The organism is Leifsonia sp. NPDC058230 (assembly GCF_042882245.1).
Classification (GTDB): Bacteria; Actinomycetota; Actinomycetes; order Actinomycetales; family Microbacteriaceae; genus Leifsonia.
Genome location: NZ_JBHVWM010000003.1, coordinates 1 through 19,291 on the forward strand (window position 1 = coordinate 1; position 19,291 = coordinate 19,291).

General features: G+C 68.7%; 16 protein-coding genes. 14 read left to right on the forward strand and 2 right to left on the reverse strand.

Annotation, left to right across the window (positions count from 1 at the left end):
* The first annotated feature begins 159 nt into the window (after positions 1–159).
* The 3 genes from ACFVV0_RS09780 (at position 160) to ACFVV0_RS09790 (ending at position 2,535) form a co-directional block, all read left to right on the forward strand.
* Positions 160–1,329: a PQQ-dependent sugar dehydrogenase gene (locus ACFVV0_RS09780; RefSeq protein ID WP_387061825.1), complete on the forward strand. Its 1,170-nt coding sequence runs from the start codon at positions 160–162 to the stop codon at positions 1,327–1,329.
* Positions 1,330–1,430: 101 nt separating this feature from the next.
* Positions 1,431–1,907: a tetratricopeptide repeat protein gene (locus tag ACFVV0_RS09785; RefSeq protein ID WP_387061828.1), complete on the forward strand. Its 477-nt coding sequence runs from the start codon at positions 1,431–1,433 to the stop codon at positions 1,905–1,907.
* A gap of 97 nt (positions 1,908–2,004) precedes the next feature.
* On the forward strand, positions 2,005–2,535 hold the full coding sequence (locus ACFVV0_RS09790) for a SprT-like domain-containing protein (RefSeq protein WP_387061831.1): 531 nt from the start codon (positions 2,005–2,007) through the stop codon (positions 2,533–2,535).
* On the opposite strand, the gene ACFVV0_RS09795 is transcribed toward ACFVV0_RS09790, so the two are convergent.
* Positions 2,532–3,161: a GNAT family N-acetyltransferase gene (locus tag ACFVV0_RS09795; protein WP_387061833.1), complete on the reverse strand. Its 630-nt coding sequence runs from the start codon at positions 3,159–3,161 to the stop codon at positions 2,532–2,534. The two genes, ACFVV0_RS09790 and ACFVV0_RS09795, sit on opposite strands and share 4 nt — an antisense overlap.
* Positions 3,162–3,270: 109 nt before the next feature.
* Here ACFVV0_RS09795 and ACFVV0_RS09800 point away from each other — a divergent pair, with 109 nt between their 5' ends.
* The 4 genes from ACFVV0_RS09800 to ACFVV0_RS09815 all read left to right on the forward strand — a co-directional run bounded on the left by ACFVV0_RS09800 (position 3,271) and on the right by ACFVV0_RS09815 (position 6,218).
* On the forward strand, positions 3,271–3,879 hold the full coding sequence (locus tag ACFVV0_RS09800; protein WP_387061836.1) for a CGNR zinc finger domain-containing protein: 609 nt from the start codon (positions 3,271–3,273) through the stop codon (positions 3,877–3,879).
* 67 nt (positions 3,880–3,946) lie between these two features.
* Positions 3,947–4,696, forward strand: coding sequence for a LamB/YcsF family protein (locus tag ACFVV0_RS09805; protein WP_387063510.1), 750 nt, complete (start codon positions 3,947–3,949; stop codon positions 4,694–4,696).
* Positions 4,693–5,319 carry an allophanate hydrolase subunit 1 gene (locus ACFVV0_RS09810; protein ID WP_387061839.1) on the forward strand — a complete coding sequence of 209 codons (627 nt, stop codon included), beginning with the start codon at positions 4,693–4,695 and terminating at the stop codon, positions 5,317–5,319. The genes ACFVV0_RS09805 and ACFVV0_RS09810 overlap by 4 nt, the downstream gene beginning before the upstream one ends.
* Positions 5,316–6,218 (forward strand): biotin-dependent carboxyltransferase family protein, encoded by a 903-nt coding sequence (locus ACFVV0_RS09815; RefSeq protein ID WP_387061842.1) that lies wholly within the window; start codon positions 5,316–5,318, stop codon positions 6,216–6,218. Before ACFVV0_RS09810 ends, ACFVV0_RS09815 begins: the two co-directional genes overlap by 4 nt.
* Positions 6,219–6,494: 276 nt before the next feature.
* On the opposite strand, the gene ACFVV0_RS09820 is transcribed toward ACFVV0_RS09815, so the two are convergent.
* Positions 6,495–7,361: a spermidine synthase gene (locus ACFVV0_RS09820; RefSeq protein WP_387061845.1), complete on the reverse strand. Its 867-nt coding sequence runs from the start codon at positions 7,359–7,361 to the stop codon at positions 6,495–6,497.
* A 164-nt stretch (positions 7,362–7,525) separates the two neighbouring features.
* Between ACFVV0_RS09820 and ACFVV0_RS09825 the strand changes: the two genes are divergently transcribed.
* The 7 genes from ACFVV0_RS09825 to ACFVV0_RS09855 all read left to right on the forward strand — a co-directional run bounded on the left by ACFVV0_RS09825 (position 7,526) and on the right by ACFVV0_RS09855 (position 19,199).
* On the forward strand, positions 7,526–8,044 hold the full coding sequence (locus ACFVV0_RS09825) for a hypothetical protein (protein WP_387061848.1): 519 nt from the start codon (positions 7,526–7,528) through the stop codon (positions 8,042–8,044).
* Between the two features lie 109 nt (positions 8,045–8,153).
* Positions 8,154–9,422: a sensor histidine kinase gene (locus ACFVV0_RS09830; protein WP_387061851.1), complete on the forward strand. Its 1,269-nt coding sequence runs from the start codon at positions 8,154–8,156 to the stop codon at positions 9,420–9,422.
* Positions 9,419–10,102 (forward strand): response regulator, encoded by a 684-nt coding sequence (locus ACFVV0_RS09835; RefSeq protein ID WP_387061854.1) that lies wholly within the window; start codon positions 9,419–9,421, stop codon positions 10,100–10,102. The genes ACFVV0_RS09830 and ACFVV0_RS09835 overlap by 4 nt, the downstream gene beginning before the upstream one ends.
* Before the next feature lie 53 nt (positions 10,103–10,155).
* On the forward strand, positions 10,156–11,184 hold the full coding sequence (locus ACFVV0_RS09840; protein WP_387061857.1) for an SDR family oxidoreductase: 1,029 nt from the start codon (positions 10,156–10,158) through the stop codon (positions 11,182–11,184).
* Positions 11,185–11,450: 266 nt separating this feature from the next.
* Positions 11,451–14,945, forward strand: coding sequence for a DNA-directed RNA polymerase subunit beta (gene rpoB, locus ACFVV0_RS09845; protein WP_387061859.1), 3,495 nt, complete (start codon positions 11,451–11,453; stop codon positions 14,943–14,945).
* Between the two features lie 45 nt (positions 14,946–14,990).
* A complete protein-coding gene (locus ACFVV0_RS09850) occupies positions 14,991–18,866 on the forward strand; it encodes a DNA-directed RNA polymerase subunit beta' (protein ID WP_387061862.1) in 3,876 nt (1,291 codons plus the stop codon).
* 102 nt (positions 18,867–18,968) lie between these two features.
* Positions 18,969–19,199 carry a hypothetical protein gene (locus ACFVV0_RS09855; protein WP_387061864.1) on the forward strand — a complete coding sequence of 77 codons (231 nt, stop codon included), beginning with the start codon at positions 18,969–18,971 and terminating at the stop codon, positions 19,197–19,199.
* The last annotated feature ends 92 nt before the right edge of the window (positions 19,200–19,291 follow it).

A 19,291-nucleotide genomic window follows, 5' to 3' on the forward strand; every position in this document is an offset into this window, starting at 1 on the left:
CCCCCCCCCCCCCCCCCCCCCCCCCCCCCCCCCCCCCCCCCCCCCCCCCCCCCCCACCCCCCCCCCCCCCCCCCCCCCCCCCCCCCCCCCCCGCGACTCACGGTTCTCGAACCGGGTGGCGTTACCATGGCGTGCACGTCGAGGTTCGGGGAGGGTCTGATGCGTGCACGTCGTTCCGTCAGCGCGGTCGTGGCCTGCACCGCCGTCATCGCTCTGCTCGGCGCCTGCTCGGCGACTCCGCCCGTGCAGCCCACGGCGACCCGCACCCCCTCGCCCCGGCCGACGCCGTCGAGCAGTCTCCCCGCCATTCCCGCGATCCCCTGGCAGCCCGGAGACGCGACGACCACCCTGGAGACCGGGCTGGACGCGCCGTGGTCGGTCGTCCCCCTGCCGAGTGGTTCCGCGCTGATCAGCGAGCGCGACGACGGGACGATCCTCGAGCGGCTGCCCCAGGGAGGCACGCGGGTGGCAGGCAGGGTTCCCGGCGTCGTGCACAACGGTGAGGGTGGGCTTCTCGGCCTGGCCGTGCAGAAGGAGTCGTCGCCGACGTTCCTCTACGCCTACGAGACCACCGCCAGTGACAACCGGGTCGTGCGGATGCCCCTCGACGGCGTTCCCGGAAGCTACTCGATCGGCGCCCCCGTCGACGTGATCACGGGCATCCCGAAGGCCGGCAACCACGACGGCGGACGCATCGCATTCGGGCCAGACGGGATGCTCTACATCACTTCGGGCGACGCCGGAAACTCCCCGAGCGCGCAGGACGTCAATGCGCTGAGCGGCAAGATCCTGCGGCTGACCCCGGAGGGCGGCGTGCCGAGTGACAACCCGTTCCCCGGATCGCCGACGTGGTCGTACGGGCACCGCAATCCGCAGGGGATCGGCTGGGATTCGCACGGCACGATGTGGGCGAGCGAGTTCGGGCAGAACACCTGGGACGAGTTGAACATCATCACGCCCGGATCCAACTACGGCTGGCCGGCCGTGGAGGGCATCGGAAAGGATCCGAAGTACACGGATCCCGTCTACCAGTGGTCGACGAGCGAGGCGAGCCCGAGCGGCCTGGCCATCGTGGGGGACACCATCTTCCTGGCCGCCCTGCGTGGCGAGCGGTTGTGGACGGTCTGGTCGACGGGGGGAGCCGCCCCTGTGACCGTCAAGCCCTTCTTCGACGGGACGTTCGGCCGCATCCGCGACGTCGTCGCGCACGGAGACGTGCTCTGGATCCTCACCAACAACACCGACGGGCGCGGACGACCGCGGTCGGGAGACGACAAGCTGATCGAGGTGCCGCTGGTCCCCGCGCAGTCCTTCAAGCAGCCGGGATAGTCTGGACACCGATCCATCGACCTGGAGCTGAACCACTGAGTATCATCCTCGGATACGATCCGTCCACCCTGCGCGAGCGCGTCGACCTCCGGGCCGCGGGCTTGCGGCTCGACGAACTCGGCAGTCTGCGCAGCCTGAGCGCACTCAACGAGAAGGCCGTGCTCCTGCGCTTGCTCGACCGCCTCGACGAGGCGCTCGTCGTGGCCAACGAGGCCGTGCGTCAAGCCCGGTTCACCGGCGATCGGGAGCAGCTGCTCGGCGCCCGCGTTCGTCGTGCGCAGGTGCTGCAGTACCAGGGCAAGTTCGACGAGGCGATCACCGAGCTCACCGGATGCGTCGACGAGGCCAGGGCGCACGACTGGACCGCCCTCGAGGCTTTCGCCGTGCAGAGCCGGGGCAAATGCCATTTCGACGCGAAGGACTACGAGAACGCGCTCGCGGATGTGACCGCGGCGGTCTTCCTGCGGGAGAAGCTGGGCGCATCCAAGACCGACATCGAGAGCTCGTTGATCGCCGTGGCGGTGGTGCAGTCTTTCGTGGATCGGTCGAAGACGGCCGGCGACGAGCCGCGCGCTTGACCTCCGCGAGCCCTTCAACCGTGTCGGGACCACCGCGTAGGATGCGGGACATGAACGTCCCGCCGGCCCCCACCCTGTCCGAGATCGCCGGTCGCTGATGGCTGAACTCGACCGGGTGCGCCGTTGGGCCAATGCGCTCATCGCCCTGCACCTCGACACCGGCGTGTGGAGCTTCGACTTCGACAACGCCAAGACGCGTGCAGGGCTCTGCAACTACACGGCCAAGCGCATCACGGTCTCGCGCTACCTCGCTTCGCGCTACGACGACGACGAGATCCACCAGATCCTGCTGCACGAGGTCGCGCACGCTCTGGCCGGTGCGCGGGCGGGGCACGGTCCGCGCTGGCGTTCCATCGCGATCGAGCTCGGCTACGAGGGCAAGCGGCTGCACGGCGGCGCGATCGCCGACGAACTGGCTCCCTGGGTGGGAACCTGCCCGAACGGTCACACGCACTACCGCTATCGCAAGCCCGCGCGCCCGCTGGCCTGCGGGGCGTGCTCACGCCGTTTCGACGCTGCGAACCTGATCTCGTGGCAGCACCGCGAGGTCACGGCCGCGAAACGGCGCACCGCCGCCACGGCCGCGAGTGAGACGGAGCGCAGCACCGTCGCCGAGAACGGCTCCTAGCTTCGCGCGTCCTCCCGGTCGAGGCTGGAGGCGAGCCGCGCATCCAGGCGCTCGCGCACCTCCGGCCATTCCTCGCGAAGCACCGAGTAGACCGCGGTGTCGCGCCAGCTGCCGTCCGCCCGGCGCTGGGTGTGGCGCAGGATGCCCTCCGCCCGCGCCCCGAGGCGCTCGATGGCTGCGCGGGAACGTGAGTTCAGCACATCCGCCTGCAGCCTCACCCGCTCGAAGCCGTGCTCGAAGGCGATGCCGAGCAGGAGTCGCTTGGCCTCCGCGTTGACGCGGGTTCCCCAGACCTCCGGCGCGTACGCGGTCCAGCCGATGTGCGCGGATCCGTTCTCGAGGTCGAAATCGCCGAGCGTGCTGGTGCCGACGATCCGGTCGCCGTCGCTGCGGAGGCAGACGGCGTACACGTTGCCGGCATCCCATTGCAGGTAGCGCTCCATGAGCTCGCGCCAGCTGTCCAGGTCAGGGCGGTACGCGGCCGGGCCACCACCCCAGCCGCCGGCGAAGACAGCGGGATGCCCGATCGCGGCGAACAGCTCGGGCAGGTCTTGGTGCCGAAGCGCCCGTAGGCGCACCGTCTCTCCGTCGAGCGTGCGGGCGGGATCGGGGCGCGTTGTCGTCACCCGACCATTATGGACACGCGCCGACACGCTCCACGCCTGCATCCGGCATCGCGGGTGCGTCCGGCAGGGGTGGTCGGTCCCCATCCAGGTAACCGATTACATTGGTTACGTGGCGACGGAATCGATACTCCCCCGAGGTACAGGTCAATGGGTCGATTCGGTCGACGGCCTGCACTGGTGGTTCGACGCGGGGTCGGTCGCGCTCGACTTCGCCTACATGAGTGGACTCGATCGCGACACTCCTGATGGGGAGACCGTGCGCGATGCCGGGGAGCTCAACGAGTGGCTGACGGCCCGGTTCCCTGAGGTCGCCCCGACCGCCGGCGAACGGGAGCTCACCGACGCCAGGACCCTGCGGGAGGCGATCGGCCGCCTCGCGCGTCAGGCGAGCCTGGCCGAACCATTGGACCCCGACCTGGTGGACGTGATCAATCTGTTCGCGGCGACCCCCGACATCCCGCCCGTGCTCGCCGGAGGGGCCCGCCAGGCCGGTCGCAGCAACGCGCGTCCGCACCAGGCGCTCGGCACGATCGCGCGCGACGCCGTGCGGCTGTTCGGGCCGCACGCGGGGGGACGCATCCGGGAATGCTCGGCCGACGACTGCCGGCTGGTCTACCTCGACACCTCCCGAAGCGGAAACCGGCGCTGGTGCTCCATGCAGCGCTGCGGCAACCGCGCCAAGGTGCGGGCGCACCGCGCCCGGGCGGCTGCGAAGTAGCGAGCGACGGCACGGCCGAGCGGCGACGTGCGCGCGCATCCGTCAGACTGGGAGCGTGGACCGTTCCATCGACCTCAATGCCGACCTCGGCGAGTCCTTCGGCGCGTGGACGCTGGGCGACGACGCGGCGATGCTGCGGCTCGTGACGAGCGCGAACGTGGCCTGCGGATTCCACGCCGGCGACGCCTCGACCATGCTGTCGACCTGCCGGCTCGCCGCCGAGAACGGCGTCACGGTCGGGGCGCACGTCTCCTATCGTGATCTCGCGGGTTTCGGCCGACGTGCGATGGACGTTCCCGCGGCCGAGCTCCGCGACGAAGTGCTTTATCAGCTGTCGGCACTGAGCGGCCTGGCACGGATCGCGGGAACGTCGGTCGAATACGTGAAGCCGCACGGCGCCCTCTACAACCGGATCGTGTCCGATCGCGCGCAGGCCGTCGCAGTCGTCGAAGCGGTCGCCGCGTTCGATCCGTCCCTTGCGATCCTCGGTCTCGCCGGTTCCGAAGTATCCCGCGCCGCAGAGGATGCGGGACTCGCCTTCGTGCGCGAAGCCTTCGTCGACCGCGGCTACCTCGCCGACGGCACCCTCGTTCCGCGCGGACGCCCGGGCGCCGTGCTCGCCGGCGACGACGCGATCGCCGCTCGGGCGGTGCGCCTGGCGACCGACGGCGTGGTCGTCGCCGACGACGGTACGGAGCTCCGGGTCGAGGTGGACTCGCTCTGCGTCCATGGCGACACCCCGGGCGCCGTCGCCATGGCCGGGGCCGTGCGCTCGGCGCTCGCCGAGGCCGGGGTGCAGGTGGCGGCGTTCCGATGACCGTTGCCCGGCGCATCCTGCCCCTCGGCGAGGCGGCCTTGCTCGTTGAGCTGGACGACCTGGATGCCGTGCTCGCCCTCTACGAGGCGCTCGACGCATCCCGCCCCGCGGGAGTCGTCGACCTCGTGCCCGCCGCCCGCACCATCGGCCTGACCGTCGATCCCGCCGTCCTGCCGCTGAGCGTCGCCCACGGGTGGCTGATGCAGACCGGCGCCGCCGGGCCGACGATCACCTCGGCGCGGAGCACGGTCGAGCTACCGGTGCGGTACGACGGCGAGGACCTCGCCGAGGTCGCCGCCCTGCTCGGGATGCCCGTGGCCGACGTCGTCGCCCTCCACACGTCCTCCGAGTGGCGCGTCGCGTTCTGCGGATTCGCGCCCGGATTCGGCTACCTCGTCACCGACCACGACCGGCTGACCGTTCCGCGCCGCCAGACTCCGCGCACGGCCGTGCCGGCCGGATCCGTCGCGCTCGCCGCCGAGTTCAGCGGTGTCTACCCGCGTTCGAGCCCGGGCGGCTGGCAGCTCATCGGGTCGACGGATGCGCTGCTCTGGGATCCAGCGGCCGACCCTCCCGCCCTGCTCGCCCCGGGCACGACGGTGCGGTTCGTGGAGACGCCGTGAGTCTGCGCATCCTGGACCCCGGTCCGCTCGCGGTGATCGAAGACCTCGGACGCCCGGGTCGCGCCGGCATCGGAGTGAGTCCGTCGGGCGCGCTGGACCGGGCCGCCCTGCGCCTCGGCAACCGCCTGCTCGGCAACGACGAGGGATGCGCGGGCGTCGAGATCCTGCTCGGCGGGTTCGCCGCACGCTTCGACGACCCCGCCTGGTTCGCGGTCACGGGAGCGTTCGGCCCGCTCGAGCTGGACGGGCATCCGGTCGACTCCCACCTCGCCGTGCTCGCCCCGGCGGGATACACACTGCGAGTCGGGCCGCCCACCGCCGGCGTGCGCAGCTACCTGACCGTGCGCGGCGGCATCGATGTTCCGCCGGTGCTCGGCTCGCGGTCGAGCGACCTGCTCTCCGGGCTCGGCCCCGCCCCTCTCGCCGCCGGGGACGTGCTGCCCGTCGGCGCGCATCCGGTGGCCGAGATCCCCCTGCTCGATTTCCTGCCGGTCGACCCTCCCGCCAGCGCTGCCGTCGAGGTGCGGGCGCACCTCGGACCACGGGCCGACCGATTCACCCCGGCCGCGGTCGACGCGTTCTTCGCGCACGAGTGGGAGTTCAGCGCCGAGAGCAACCGCGTCGGCGCACGCCTCGACGCCGTTCGTCAGCCCGCCCACCTCGCCGGCCGCGACCCGCACCCGACGCCGCTCCTCGAGCGCGCCGACACCAGCGAGCTCCCGAGCGAGCTGATGGTCTCGGGGGCGGTCCAGGTCTCACCGGACGGCCGGCCCACCGTGCTCCTCGCCGACCACCCGGTCACGGGCGGCTACCCCGTCATCGCCGTGGTCGCTTCCGCATCCCTGGACCTCATCGCCCAGCTCCGCCCCGGCCACCGCCTCACCTTCCGCCACGCCTGACGACCGCCCCCGCGCCCCCGCGCTTCGGCGTCGGTTCAGGCTTGCGCAGGCGAATCCACCGAATGTCGTCGAATTCTCGGTCCCGAAGGATGACTCGCCGAGCGGGGCCGCAAAAGTCCGTCGCACCCGTCGCCGTCCCGCCGGCTCCCGGCCACTCGAACCGTCCCCATCCCCCCAGAAACACTCGAGTACGCCCGAATTCCCCTTTTCGCACGCTCAGAAGGAGACTTCGGGCGTACTCGATTGCGAGCGGCGCGAGCGGGAGGCGCGAGGCGGCTAGTCGCGGCGCGTGCCGGTCTGGAAGATGGAGCGTGCCGGCGGCGGCGATGGCACGCTGGTGGCGTCCGTCACGATCGGCGCGCCCGCCGCGAATGCCGTGAGCTCGGCGCCGGCGACCGCCTTGGCGGGATGCGGTCCACCGGCCAGGATGCGCGGCAGCCAGTCGAGCGGAAGCGACGCGTTCGACCCGACCAGCACCACGTTGCCGAAGCGCCGTCCCTTGAGAACCTGGGTCTCCGCCAGGGCCGCGACGTTCTTCACCACCGAGCCGAGCGTAGCCACCTGGCTCTTCGCGAAGTTCAGGGGCGGACCGTCGGCCACATTCACCAGCACGATCCCGTCGGGCGCGAGCAGGCTCACGGCCGCACCGTAGAACTCGGCGCTGGTCACGTGCGCTGGAGTGCGCGCGCCGCTGAAGATGTCGATCACGAGCAGGTCGACCGAGCCGCGCAGGCCGGCGGGGAACTTGCCGAGCACTTCACGCGCATCCCCGTGCCGCACACGGATCTGCGCATACCGCGGCAGCGGAAGGTGCTCGCGGACGAGGTCGACCAGGTTGCTCTCCAGCTCGACCACCTGCTGTCGTGATCCGGGCCGGGTGTACGCGACGTAGCGCGGCAAGGTCAGGGCGCCCGCGCCGAGGTGAACGGCGGTGATCGGCTGGCCGGGCTCGCCGATGAGGTCGATGACGTTGCCCATCCGCTGCACGTACTCGAAGAACAGCTGCGTCGGGTCGTCGAGGTTCACGTGCGACTGCGGCGTGCCGTCGACGACGAGCTGGTACGCGCCCGGCACGAATCGGTCCGGCTCGATGACGGCCCGGTAGCCGCTCTCCTTGAGGATGACCGCCGGATTCTCTGCCACGGCATCAACCCTAACCGGGCCCGGATGCGCTGCGCAGCGCCCGCGCGATCTCCACCCCGTCTCCACCCGATCCCCACCCGCGGGTTGTGCCGTCGCACCGGCGACGACGGAAGACTCGAAGAGCACCGGTTCTACGAACCCCGAGACTTCGAAAGGCACCATTCATGACCATCCAGACGATCGGCAACGCCCTCCTCATCCTCGTGCTCATCGGCTGGATCGGCTTCCGCCAGATGACCTGGCGTCCCGTCTCCATCGGCCGCATGTGGAAGTTGCCGGCGATCATGGGACTCGTCGGCGTCGTCCTGCTGGTTCAGACCACGAAGCCGACCGCCCTCACCCCGCTCGACCTGTCCGTGCTGGCCGTCGAGCTGGTCATCTCGCTCGGTATCGGGGCGTGGATGGGCGCGATCGCTCACTTCCGTCCGCTCGCCGAGCCGCTCCACCTGGGCCGCGACCGGGGTGTCGCCACCTACGAGTCGCGTACCGGCGCCTGGGGGATCGCGCTGTGGATCGCCGTGATCGCCGTCCGCGTCGGCATCGACGTGCTCGCCGGGATGGCCGGATCGCATCTGGCCGCGTCGACCGGTGTGATCGTCATCATGCTCGCCGCCAACCGTGCCGCCCGCACCGCCGTCTTCGCCGCCCGCCTCGACCGGCACGCCGCCCTCACTGCGTTGTGATCCGCGCGGCACTGCCGGGCGGCACTGCCGCGCGACGCATCCGCCTCGGCCCGGCCTGAGATCGACCGTCCGCGTACCCTCCACCCCTCCGACGCAGGATGATGGTTCCGTGAACACTTCGACACCGCCGAGCTGGCTGGGCTTCGTGCTCTCCGCGATCGGCGGTGCCGCCATCGGGTTCGCCCTGTTCAAGGACGACTGGAGCACCCGCCCGACCTGGGTGCTCGTGCTCGCTGTGATCTCCGTCTCGGCCTGGATTCTGCGCGGCCTGGCCGGAGCGCTCGGCTGGCGCAGCCTCGACCTCGGTCTGAGTGTGGTCGCGGCGCTCGCCGGAGGTCTCGTGGCCGCGCCGACGAACGGTCTCGCCGTCGTCCCGGCCGCCATCGCGGTGATGGTCGTGGTCAGCAGGGTCGACCGCTCCGTCCTTCTCGGTTTCGGCCTCGCCCTTATCACGATCGTGCTCATCGCGGTCGGAGCGGTCCCCTTCGGTTCCGAGGTTCCCGCCGTGCTGGCCATGATCGGCGGGGTCGTGCTCGCGGTGTTCGCGGGCCTGAGCCGACGGCAGTTCCGTCAGTCGGAGCTGCAGGCCGTACTGCTGCGCGAGCGTGAGCTCGCGATGCGCGAGGAGACGGCCCGGGCCGAGTTGCTCGGCCAGCGCCAGGCGGTCGCCCGCGACATCCACGACGTGCTCGCCCACAGCCTCGGTGGTCTCGTGATCCAGCTTGATGCCGTGGAGGCGTTGCTCGAGGCAGGCGACGCCGACGCTGCGCGGCAACGGGTGACGGATGCGCGCCGGCTTGCCGCGGACGGCCTCGGCGAGGCCCGTCGCGCGGTCGCCGCCCTCCGCGATCCGGCACCGGCCGCAACCGGCGCCGACCCGGCCGGCCCCGGCCCCGCCCATCCCGCCGACGGTCGCACCGCGGAGTCCGAACCGATCGCCCCCGCCGCCTTCGCAGCGACCCTCGACGATCTCCTGGCTGCGCACCGCTCCCTCGGCGGCGTGGTCGACCTCACCGTCACCGGCCGTCCGTCGCCCCTCGACCCCGCCTCGGCGTCCGCAGTGCAGCGCGCCCTGCAGGAGGCGCTGAGCAACGTCCGCAAGCATGCGCCCGGCGAGCCCGTGCGTGCCGCTCTCGACTGGACGGACGGTCGAGTGCGCCTCACCGTGTCCAACCCGCTCGGCGATGGCGCGCATCCGGAACTCGCCGGCTCCGGCGGACGCCACGGACTCGAGGGGATGCGCGAACGCTTCGCCGCCCTCCCGCACGGCGGCGCGGCGACGGCGGGCGTGGTCGGCGACCGGTTCACCGTCGTGGCCGAGGCGCCCCTCTCGGACACTTCGCGCGCCAGGACATCGATCACGGAGGTGACACCGTGACAGCCCCCGAGCCACGGATCCGCGTGGTGGTCGCCGACGATCAGGCGATCATCCGCGACGGCCTCGTCACCGTGCTGTCGCTGCTACCCGACATCGAGGTCGTCGGCGAGGCGCCGGACGGGGAGCGGGCGGTCGAACTGGTGGCACGCGAGCGTCCCGATGTGATCCTGATGGACCTCAGGATGCCCGTGCTCGACGGAGTCGCAGCAACCGGACGCATCGTGCGCGACCACCCCGGCGTAGCGGTGCTGGTGCTGACCACCTTCGCCGATGACGACTCGATCCTCGGTGCCCTCCGCGCCGGAGCCCGCGGCTACCTCACGAAGGACGCGGGCCGGGCCGAGCTCGCCGCGGCTGTGAGAGCCGTCGCCCGCGGCCAGTCGACCTTCGCCCCGGAGGTCGGTGCGCTGCTCGTGAACAGCCTCACCGGAGCCGGAGGTGGCACAGGCACAGGCGCCGACACCGGCACAGGCACCGGCATCAGTACGAGCACCCGCTTCCCGCAGCTGACACCGCGCGAGGCCGAGGTGCTCGACCTCGTCGCCGAAGGTCTCAGCAACGGCGAGATCTCCTCCCGCCTCTTCGTCAGTGTCGCCACGGTCAAGACCCACATCAACTCGCTCTTCGCCAAGCTCGACGTTCGTACGCGCGCCCAAGCCATCGCTCTCGTGCGCTCCTGACCTTTCCCCGCGCGACCCTTCCGCGCGATGGTCGGCCGGGGGAGGATCGACCCATGACACAACAGGTGCTGGTGACCGGCGGGTCGGGATTCATCGGTGCGCGCTGCGTGCTCGACCTGCTTGCCGCGGGCTACGCGGTCAGGACCACCGTGCGCACCCCCGCACGTGCCGCCGATGTGAGGGCGCAACTGAGGGTGGGCGGCGTCGAGCCGGGGGAGGAGCTGACCTTCGCCGTCGCCGAACTCACCTCCGACGACGGCTGGGCCGATGCGGTCGCAGGATGCGACTTCGTGCTGCACGTCGCATCCCCCTTTCCCACCGCGGAGCCCAAGGACGAAGACGAGCTGATCGTCCCGGCACGCGACGGCGCACTGCGCGTGCTGACCGCGGCACGGGATGCGGGGGTCGGGCGGGTCGTGCTCACCTCGTCGTTCGCCGCGATCGGCTACGGCCACGAACCCACCGACCGCCCGTTCACCGAGGAGGACTGGACCGAGCTCGACAGCGGCGTGCCGATCAGTTCGTACGTGAAGTCCAAGACGATCGCCGAACGGGCGGCCTGGGACTTCATCGACCGGGAGGGCGGCGGACTCGAGCTCTCGACGATCAACCCGGTCGGCGTGCTCGGCCCGCTGCTGGGAAGGGACTACTCGAGTTCCGTCCGGCTCGTCAAGACGGTTGCGGACGGGCGCCTCCCGCGTGTGCCGCGGGTCAGCTTCGGGATCGTGGATGTGCGCGACGTCGCGACGCTGCACCGGCTGGCGATGACGCATCCGGATGCTGCCGGCGAGCGGTTCCTCGCTCTGTCGGGCGACCCCATCTCAGCGCAGGAGCTCGCCCTCCTGATCCGCGGGCATCTCGGTCCCTCGGGCAAGCGGATCTCCACGAAGCTGATACCTGACTGGGTATTGCGCACGCTCGCTCCGTTCAGCCGATCGGTGCGCAACAACGTCGGCGACATGGGGGTGGTGAGACGCGGCACCGCCGAAAAGGCCAGGAGAATACTGGGCTGGACGCCCATTCCGAGAGACGAGGCGATCCTTGCGACGGTTGATTCCCTGTACGCCCTGAAGCCGGAATAGGACGGATGGGGGCGAGGTTATACAGGAGTCGGCGCGATCGGTCAAGAAAAGACTGGACACGGCGCGCCCATTTGACATATAGTTGTCTTTTGCGCTCCCAGACAATCTCCTGCCTTCATATTGCGGTCGGCTCCGAATTATCTTCGTGCGCGCCTGGGCCTTCGAGGTCAGATAGGCGCCGCTTCCTGGGAGTTCTCGTCCACAACAATACCTACCCAGACCGACAGTAACTTGAGGCCCGACGGGGCCCAACGGAGGTTATTTCCTTGGCTGCTGCGCGCAACGCAACCACCAATACATCACCCAAGAACGGACGAAACGCATCTCGTCTCTCGTTCGCAAAGATCACAGACACCCTCACTGTTCCAGACCTTCTGGCTCTGCAGACCGAGAGCTTCGACTGGCTCGTCGGAAACGACGCCTGGAAGGCTCGCGTCGCGGAGGGTGAGGCTCAGGGCCGTCAGGATCTGCCGAGCAACACCGGTCTCGAGGAGATCTTCGAGGAGATCTCTCCGATCGAAGACCTCGGCGAGACCATGCAGCTCTCGTTCACGAACCCCTTCCTCGAAGAGAAGAAGTACTCGATCGACGAGTGCAAGGAGAAGGGCAAGACCTACTCCGCGCCTCTCTACGTCGAGGCCGAGTTCATGAACCACCTCACCGGTGAGATCAAGACGCAGACCGTCTTCATGGGTGACTTCCCCCTGATGACCGAGAAGGGCACCTTCGTCATCAACGGCACCGAGCGTGTCGTCGTGTCGCAGCTCGTCCGCTCCCCGGGCGTCTACTTCGAGCGCACCCCCGAGAAGACCTCCGACAAGGACATCTACTCGGCGCGCATCATCCCGAGCCGCGGCGCCTGGCTCGAGTTCGAGATCGACAAGCGCGACCAGGTCGGCGTTCGCATCGACCGCAAGCGCAAGCAGTCCGTCACCGTGTTCCTCAAGGCACTCGGTCTGAGCTCCGAAGAGATCCTCTCGGAGTTCAAGGGCTTCCAGTCGATCGAGCTGACCCTCGAGAAGGACGCCATCCTCACCAAGGAGGAGGCGCTCAAGGACATCTACCGCAAGCTGCGTCCGGGTGAGCAGGTCGCTGCCGAGGCCGCACGTGCGCTCCTCGACAACTTCTACTTCAACCCGAAGCGCTACGACCTCGCCAAGGTCGGCCGCTACAAGATCAACCGCAAGCTCGGTATCGACGCGCCGCTGAGCGACTCCGTGCTGACCGTGGGCGACATCATCGCCACGATCAAGTACCTCGTCTCGCTGCACGACAACCAGACCACCTTCAAGGGCGTGCGCGACGGCAAGCCCGTCGACATCCGCCTCGACGTGGACGACATCGACCACTTCGGCAACCGTCGCATCCGCGCGGTGGGCGAGCTCATCCAGAACCAGGTGCGCACCGGTCTGTCCCGCATGGAGCGCGTCGTCCGCGAGCGCATGACCACGCAGGACATCGAGGCCATCACCCCGCAGACCCTGATCAACGTGCGCCCCGTCGTCGCCGCGATCAAGGAGTTCTTCGGAACCTCGCAGCTCTCGCAGTTCATGGACCAGAACAACCCGCTCGCGGGTCTGACCCACAAGCGCCGCCTCTCGGCGCTCGGCCCGGGTGGTCTGAGCCGTGAGCGTGCCGGCGTCGAGGTTCGTGACGTCCACCCGTCGCACTACGGCCGCATGTGCCCGATCGAGACCCCGGAAGGCCCGAACATCGGCCTGATCGGTTCGCTCGCGTCCTTCGCGCGCATCAACTCGTTCGGTTTCATCGAGACCCCCTACCGTCGCGTCGTCGGCGGCAAGGTCACCGAGACGATCGACTACCTCACCGCGAGCGAGGAGGACGACTTCATCGTCGCCCAGGCCAACGCTCCGCTGACCGCTGACAACCACTTCGCAGAAGACCGCGTGCTGGCCCGTCAGAAGGGTGGCGAGGTCGACCTGATCCCCGCCGAGGAGATCGGCTACATGGATGTCTCGCCGCGCCAGATGGTGTCGGTCGCGACCTCGCTCATCCCGTTCCTCGAGCACGACGACGCGAACCGCGCCCTCATGGGTGCGAACATGCAGCGCCAGGCGGTGCCGCTGGTCCGCTCGGAGAGCCCGCTCGTCGGAACCGGTATGGAGGGCTACGCAGCCATCGACGCCGGTGACGTGCTCATCAACGAGAAGGCCGGTGTGGTCTCGGAGGTCTCCGCTGACGCGGTCACCATCCAGCTCGACGACGGCGGCACCAAGACGTACTACCTGCGCAAGTTCGACCGCTCCAACCAGGGCACGTCGTACAACCACCGCGTGATCGTCTCCGAAGGCGACCGGATCGAAGCGGGCGAGGTCATCGCCGATGGCCCGGCCACCGAGAACGGCGAGCTCGCGCTCGGCAAGAACCTCCTCGTGGCGTTCATGCCGTGGGAGGGCCACAACTACGAAGACGCGATCATCCTCAGCCAGAACCTGGTGAAGGACGACACCCTCTCCTCGATCCACATCGAGGAGTACGAGGTCGACGCTCGCGACACCAAGCTGGGCAAGGAAGAGATCACCCGCGACCTGCCGAACGTCAGCCCGGACCTCCTGGCCGACCTCGACGAGCGCGGCATCATCCGCATCGGCGCCGAGGTGCGCCCCGGCGACATCCTCGTCGGCAAGGTCACGCCGAAGGGCGAGACCGAGCTGAGCGCCGAGGAGCGCCTGCTGCGCGCGATCTTCAACGAGAAGAGCCGCGAGGTGCGCGACACCTCGCTCAAGGTTCCTCACGGTGAAGAGGGAACGATCATCGGTGTCAAGGTCTTCGACTCGCAGGACGGCGACGACGAGCTCGGCTCGGGCGTCAACCAGCGCGTCGTGGTCTACATCGCCCAGAAGCGCAAGATCACCGCGGGCGACAAGCTCGCCGGCCGCCACGGCAACAAAGGTGTCATCTCCAAGATCCTTCCGGTCGAAGACATGCCCTTCCTCGCCGACGGCACGCCGGTCGACGTCATCCTCAACCCGCTGGGTGTCCCCGGCCGCATGAACTTCGGGCAGGTGCTCGAGATTCACCTCGGCTGGATCGCCAAGCAGGGCTGGGAGGTCAAGGGCAAGCCCAAGTGGGCCGCCCGTCTGCCCGAGGCCGCTCACCGCGCCGAGCCGAACACCAAGGTTGCGACCCCGGTGTTCGACGGTGCCGCAGAGGCTGAGATCGAGGGTCTACTCGACTCCACGAACGTCACGCGCGACGGCGACCGTCTGATCGGATCCTCCGGTAAGACGCAGCTGTTCGACGGCCGTTCCGGCGAGCCGTACCCCGACCCGGTTTCGGTCGGCTACATGTACATCCTGAAGCTGCACCACCTGGTCGACGACAAGATCCACGCCCGTTCGACCGGACCGTACTCCATGATCACCCAGCAGCCGCTCGGTGGTAAGGCACAGTTCGGTGGACAGCGCTTCGGTGAGATGGAGGTGTGGGCCCTCGAGGCTTACGGTGCGGCGTACGCGCTGCAGGAGCTCCTGACCATCAAGTCGGATGACATCCTCGGCCGCGTCAAGGTCTACGAGGCCATCGTCAAGGGCGAGAACATCCAGGAGCCGGGCATCCCGGAGTCCTTCAAGGTTCTCATCAAGGAAATGCAGTCGCTCTGCCTGAACGTCGAGGTCCTCTCGGCCGACGGCCAGCAGGTCAGCCTGCGCGACGCGGACGACGAAGCGTTCCGTGCCGCCGAAGAGCTCGGCATCAACATTTCCTCGCGCTTCGAGTCGTCGTCGATCGACGAGATCTAAGCAGCCAGACCCTACTGACACATCTTTTCCAGGAAAGAAGGAAAATTGATCGACGCAACAACGTTCGATGAACTGCGTATCGGCCTGGCCACTGCTGACGACATCCGTCGTTGGTCGTACGGCGAGGTCAAGAAGCCCGAGACCATCAACTACCGCACGCTGAAGCCCGAGAAGGACGGCCTCTTCGGAGAGCAGATCTTCGGGCCGAGCCGTGACTGGGAGTGCTCGTGCGGCAAGTACAAGCGCGTGCGCTTCAAGGGCATCGTCTGTGAGCGCTGTGGCGTGGAGGTCACCAAGTCCTCCGTGCGCCGCGAGCGCATGGGCCACATCGAGCTCGCCGCTCCCGTGACCCACATCTGGTACTTCAAGGGTGTTCCGTCCCGTCTCGGCTACCTGCTCGACATGGCGCCGAAGGACCTCGAGAAGGTCATCTACTTCGCCGCCTACATGGTGATCGAGGTCGATGAGGAGGGCCGTCACGCCGACATGCCCGGCCTCGAGAACGAGCTCCGCCTCGAGATCAAGACGCTGTCCGACCAGCGCGACGCCCGCATCGCGGACCGTCTGCAGCGCCTGGAGACCGACCTCGCCGCACTGGAGGAGGAAGGCGCCAAGGCCGACCAGAAGCGTCGCGTCAAGGACACGGCCGAGAAGGAAATGGGCCAGATCCGCAAGTCCTACGACGAGGACATCGCCCGTCTCGAGCGTGTGTGGGAGTCGTTCCGCACCCTCAAGGTCGGCGACCTCAAGCCGGAGGACGCGGACTTCAACGAGCTCGTCGACCGCTTCGGCCTGTACTTCGAGGCGTACATGGGCGCCGAGGCGATCAAGCGCCGCCTGCTCTCCTTCGACCTCGCGGCCGAAGCCGAGCTGCTGCGCGACCAGATCGCCAACGGCAAGGGTCAGAAGAAGATCCGCGCCATCAAGCGCCTGCGCGTCGTCTCGTCGTTCCTCGCCACCGGCAACTCGCCGGCTGCGATGGTGCTCGACGTCGTCCCGGTCATCCCGCCGGAGCTCCGCCCGATGGTGCAGCTCGACGGTGGCCGTTTCGCGACGAGCGACCTGAACGACCTGTACCGCCGCGTGATCAACCGCAACAACCGTCTGCGCCGTCTGCTCGACCTCGGGGCTCCCGAGATCATCGTGAACAACGAGAAGCGGATGCTGCAGGAGGCCGTCGACGCGCTGTTCGACAACGGCCGCCGCGGTCGCCCCGTCACCGGCACCGGCAACCGCGCCCTCAAGTCCCTGAGCGACATGCTCAAGGGAAAGCAGGGTCGCTTCCGCCAGAACCTGCTCGGCAAGCGAGTCGACTACTCGGGCCGTTCGGTCATCATCGTCGGCCCGCAGCTGAAGCTGCACCAGTGCGGTCTGCCCAAGCAGATGGCTCTGGAGCTCTTCAAGCCGTTCGTGATCAAGCGCCTGATCGACCTGAGCCACGCTCAGAACATCAAGGCAGCCAAGCGCATGGTCGAGCGTTCGCGCCCGCAGGTGTGGGATGTGCTCGAGGAGATCATCCGCGAGCGTCCCGTTCTGCTGAACCGCGCACCGACCCTGCACCGTCTCGGCATCCAGGCCTTCGAGCCTCAGCTCGTCGAGGGCAAGGCCATCCAGCTGCACCCGCTCGTGTGTGCTGCGTTCAACGCAGACTTCGACGGCGACCAGATGGCTGTGCACCTGCCGCTCTCGGTCGAGGCCCAGGCCGAGGCCCGCATCCTGATGCTCGCCTCGAACAACATCCTGAAGCCGTCGGACGGCCGTCCGGTCACCCTGCCCTCGCAGGACATGATCATCGGTCTGCACCACCTCACCACCGTGCGCGAAGGCGCCGAGGGTGAAGGCCGTGCGTTCTCGTCGGTCTCCGAGGCGATCCTCGCCAAGGACCAGGGTTCGCTGCACCTCAACGCCAAGGTCAAGATCCGTCTGAACGACTACGTGCCGTCCGACGCCGCTGACAAGGGCGTCGAGGGCGTCACCGCCATCGTCGAGACGACCCTCGGTCGCGCGCTCTTCAACGAGACGCTTCCGGCGGACTACCCGTACGTGGAAGAGGTCGCCGACAAGGGCGTGATCTCCGGCATCGTGAACGCGCTCGCCGAGCGCTACCCGAAGGTCGAGGTCGCGGCTGCGCTGGACCGCATCAAGGACGCCGGTTTCTACTGGGCCACCCGGTCCGGTGTGACGGTGTCGCTGAGCGACATCCTCACGCCGCCGAACAAGCCGCAGATCGTGGCGGGCTACGAGAAGAAGGCCGCCAAGGTCACCGCCGAGTTCGAGAAGGGTCTCACGACCGACCTCGAGCGTCGTCAGGAACTGGTGAAGATCTGGACCGAGGCGACCAACGAGGTCGCCGAGGCCATGCGCGCCAACTTCCCGGCCGACAACACCATCAACCGCATGGTCACGTCGGGCGCCCGTGGTAACTGGCTGCAGGTTCGCAACATCGCCGGTATGCGTGGTCTGGTGAACAACCCGAAGGGTGAGATCATCCCCCGCCCGATCATCTCCTCGTACCGCGAGGGTCTGTCGGTGGCGGAGTACTTCATCGCGACGCACGGTGCCCGCAAGGGTCTGGCCGACACGGCCCTCCGTACCGCCGACTCGGGTTACCTGACCCGTCGTCTGGTGGATGTCTCGCAAGACGTCATCATCCGTGAGGACGACTGCGGCACCACCAAGGGCCTCGATCTGCCGATCGCTGCCGCCGGTGCCGACGGAGTGCTGGTTCGCGACGCCAACGTCGAGAACTCGGTGTTCGCCCGTACGCTCGCCGCCGACGCAGTGTCCCCCGAGGGCACCGTCGTGGCGAAGGCCGGAGACGACGTCGGAGACGTGCTCATCGACCGCCTGGTCGCTGCCGGCGTCACCGACATCAAGGTTCGCTCGGTTCTGACGTGTGAGTCGGCCGTCGGTGTGTGTGCTGCCTGCTACGGCCGCTCGCTCGCCACGGGCAAGCTCGTCGACATCGGCGAGGCCGTCGGCATCATCGCGGCCCAGTCGATCGGTGAGCCGGGAACCCAGCTCACGATGCGTACCTTCCACACGGGTGGTTCCGCCTCCGCCGACGACATCACGCAGGGTCTGCCCCGCGTGCAGGAGCTGTTCGAGGCCCGTACCCCCAAGGGTGCGTCCCCGATCGCCGAGGCCGCCGGCCGCATCACCATCGAGGACACGGATCGTAGCCGCAAGGTGATCCTGACCCCCGACAGCGGTGACGAGCCGCACGCCTACCCCGTGCTCAAGCGTTCGACCCTCCTCGTCGAGGACGGTCAGCACGTCGAGCTCGGCCAGCAGATCATCGTCGGCGCCGTCGACCCGAAGGAAGTTCTTCGAGTCAAGGGTGTCCGCGAGGTGCAGAAGCACCTCGTCGGTGGTGTGCAGGGCGTGTACCGCTCGCAGGGTGTGCCGATCCACGACAAGCACATCGAGGTCATCGTCCGCCAGATGCTGCGCAAGGTCACCGTCGTCGAGCACGGCGACACCGACCTGCTGCCCGGCGAGCTGGTCGACCGCTCGAAGTACAACGAGGTCAACCGTGCCGCTCTGACCGAGGGCAAGAAGACCGCGTCTGCTCGCCAGGAGGTCATGGGTATCACCAAGGCGTCGCTCGCAACCGAGTCGTGGCTGTCGGCCGCGTCCTTCCAGGAGACCACCCGCGTTCTGACGCAGGCGGCCATGGAGGGCAAGTCCGACCCGCTGATCGGTCTGAAGGAGAACGTGATCATCGGAAAGCTGATCCCGGCCGGTACCGGCCTGCCTCGGTACCGCAATGTCACGGTCGAAGCCACCGAGGAGGCGAAGGCGGAGCGTTACCCGAACCGCATCTTCGCCGACGACTCGGCCTTCAGCGAGAACGACCTGAGCTTCGTCGACTTCGACAGCTTCAGCTCTGACGACTACACCCCGGGAACCTACAACTAGGTCACCCGTACCAGAACGGCCCCCGGCGCTTCGGCTCCGGGGGCCGTTCTCGTTCTCCCGCGGTGGTCGGGCCCTGGTTCCGGATGCGGGAGAATGGGGACCATGTGGCGCCAGCTCCTCGAATACACCGACACCGCAGGACGAGCGATGGTCGGCGCCGCGGGCGTGCTGCTGGTCGTCGCGGTCGTGTCGTTCGTGGTCGGCGTGGTGCGCGCATCCACCGGCCTGGCGGCCACGACCCTGCCGTTCTGGCTGACGACGATGGGGTCCGCGGTCGTCGCCGGCGTGCTCGTCTATCTCGCGAGCCGCCGCGCCGACATCCCGCGCCGCTGACGAGCTCGGCCTGATGCCGAGGGGCGTCACGAGAGCCGAGACGACCCCGAATTGACGGTTTTCGTCGATTCTCGGCGCGCCTCATCGCTTGA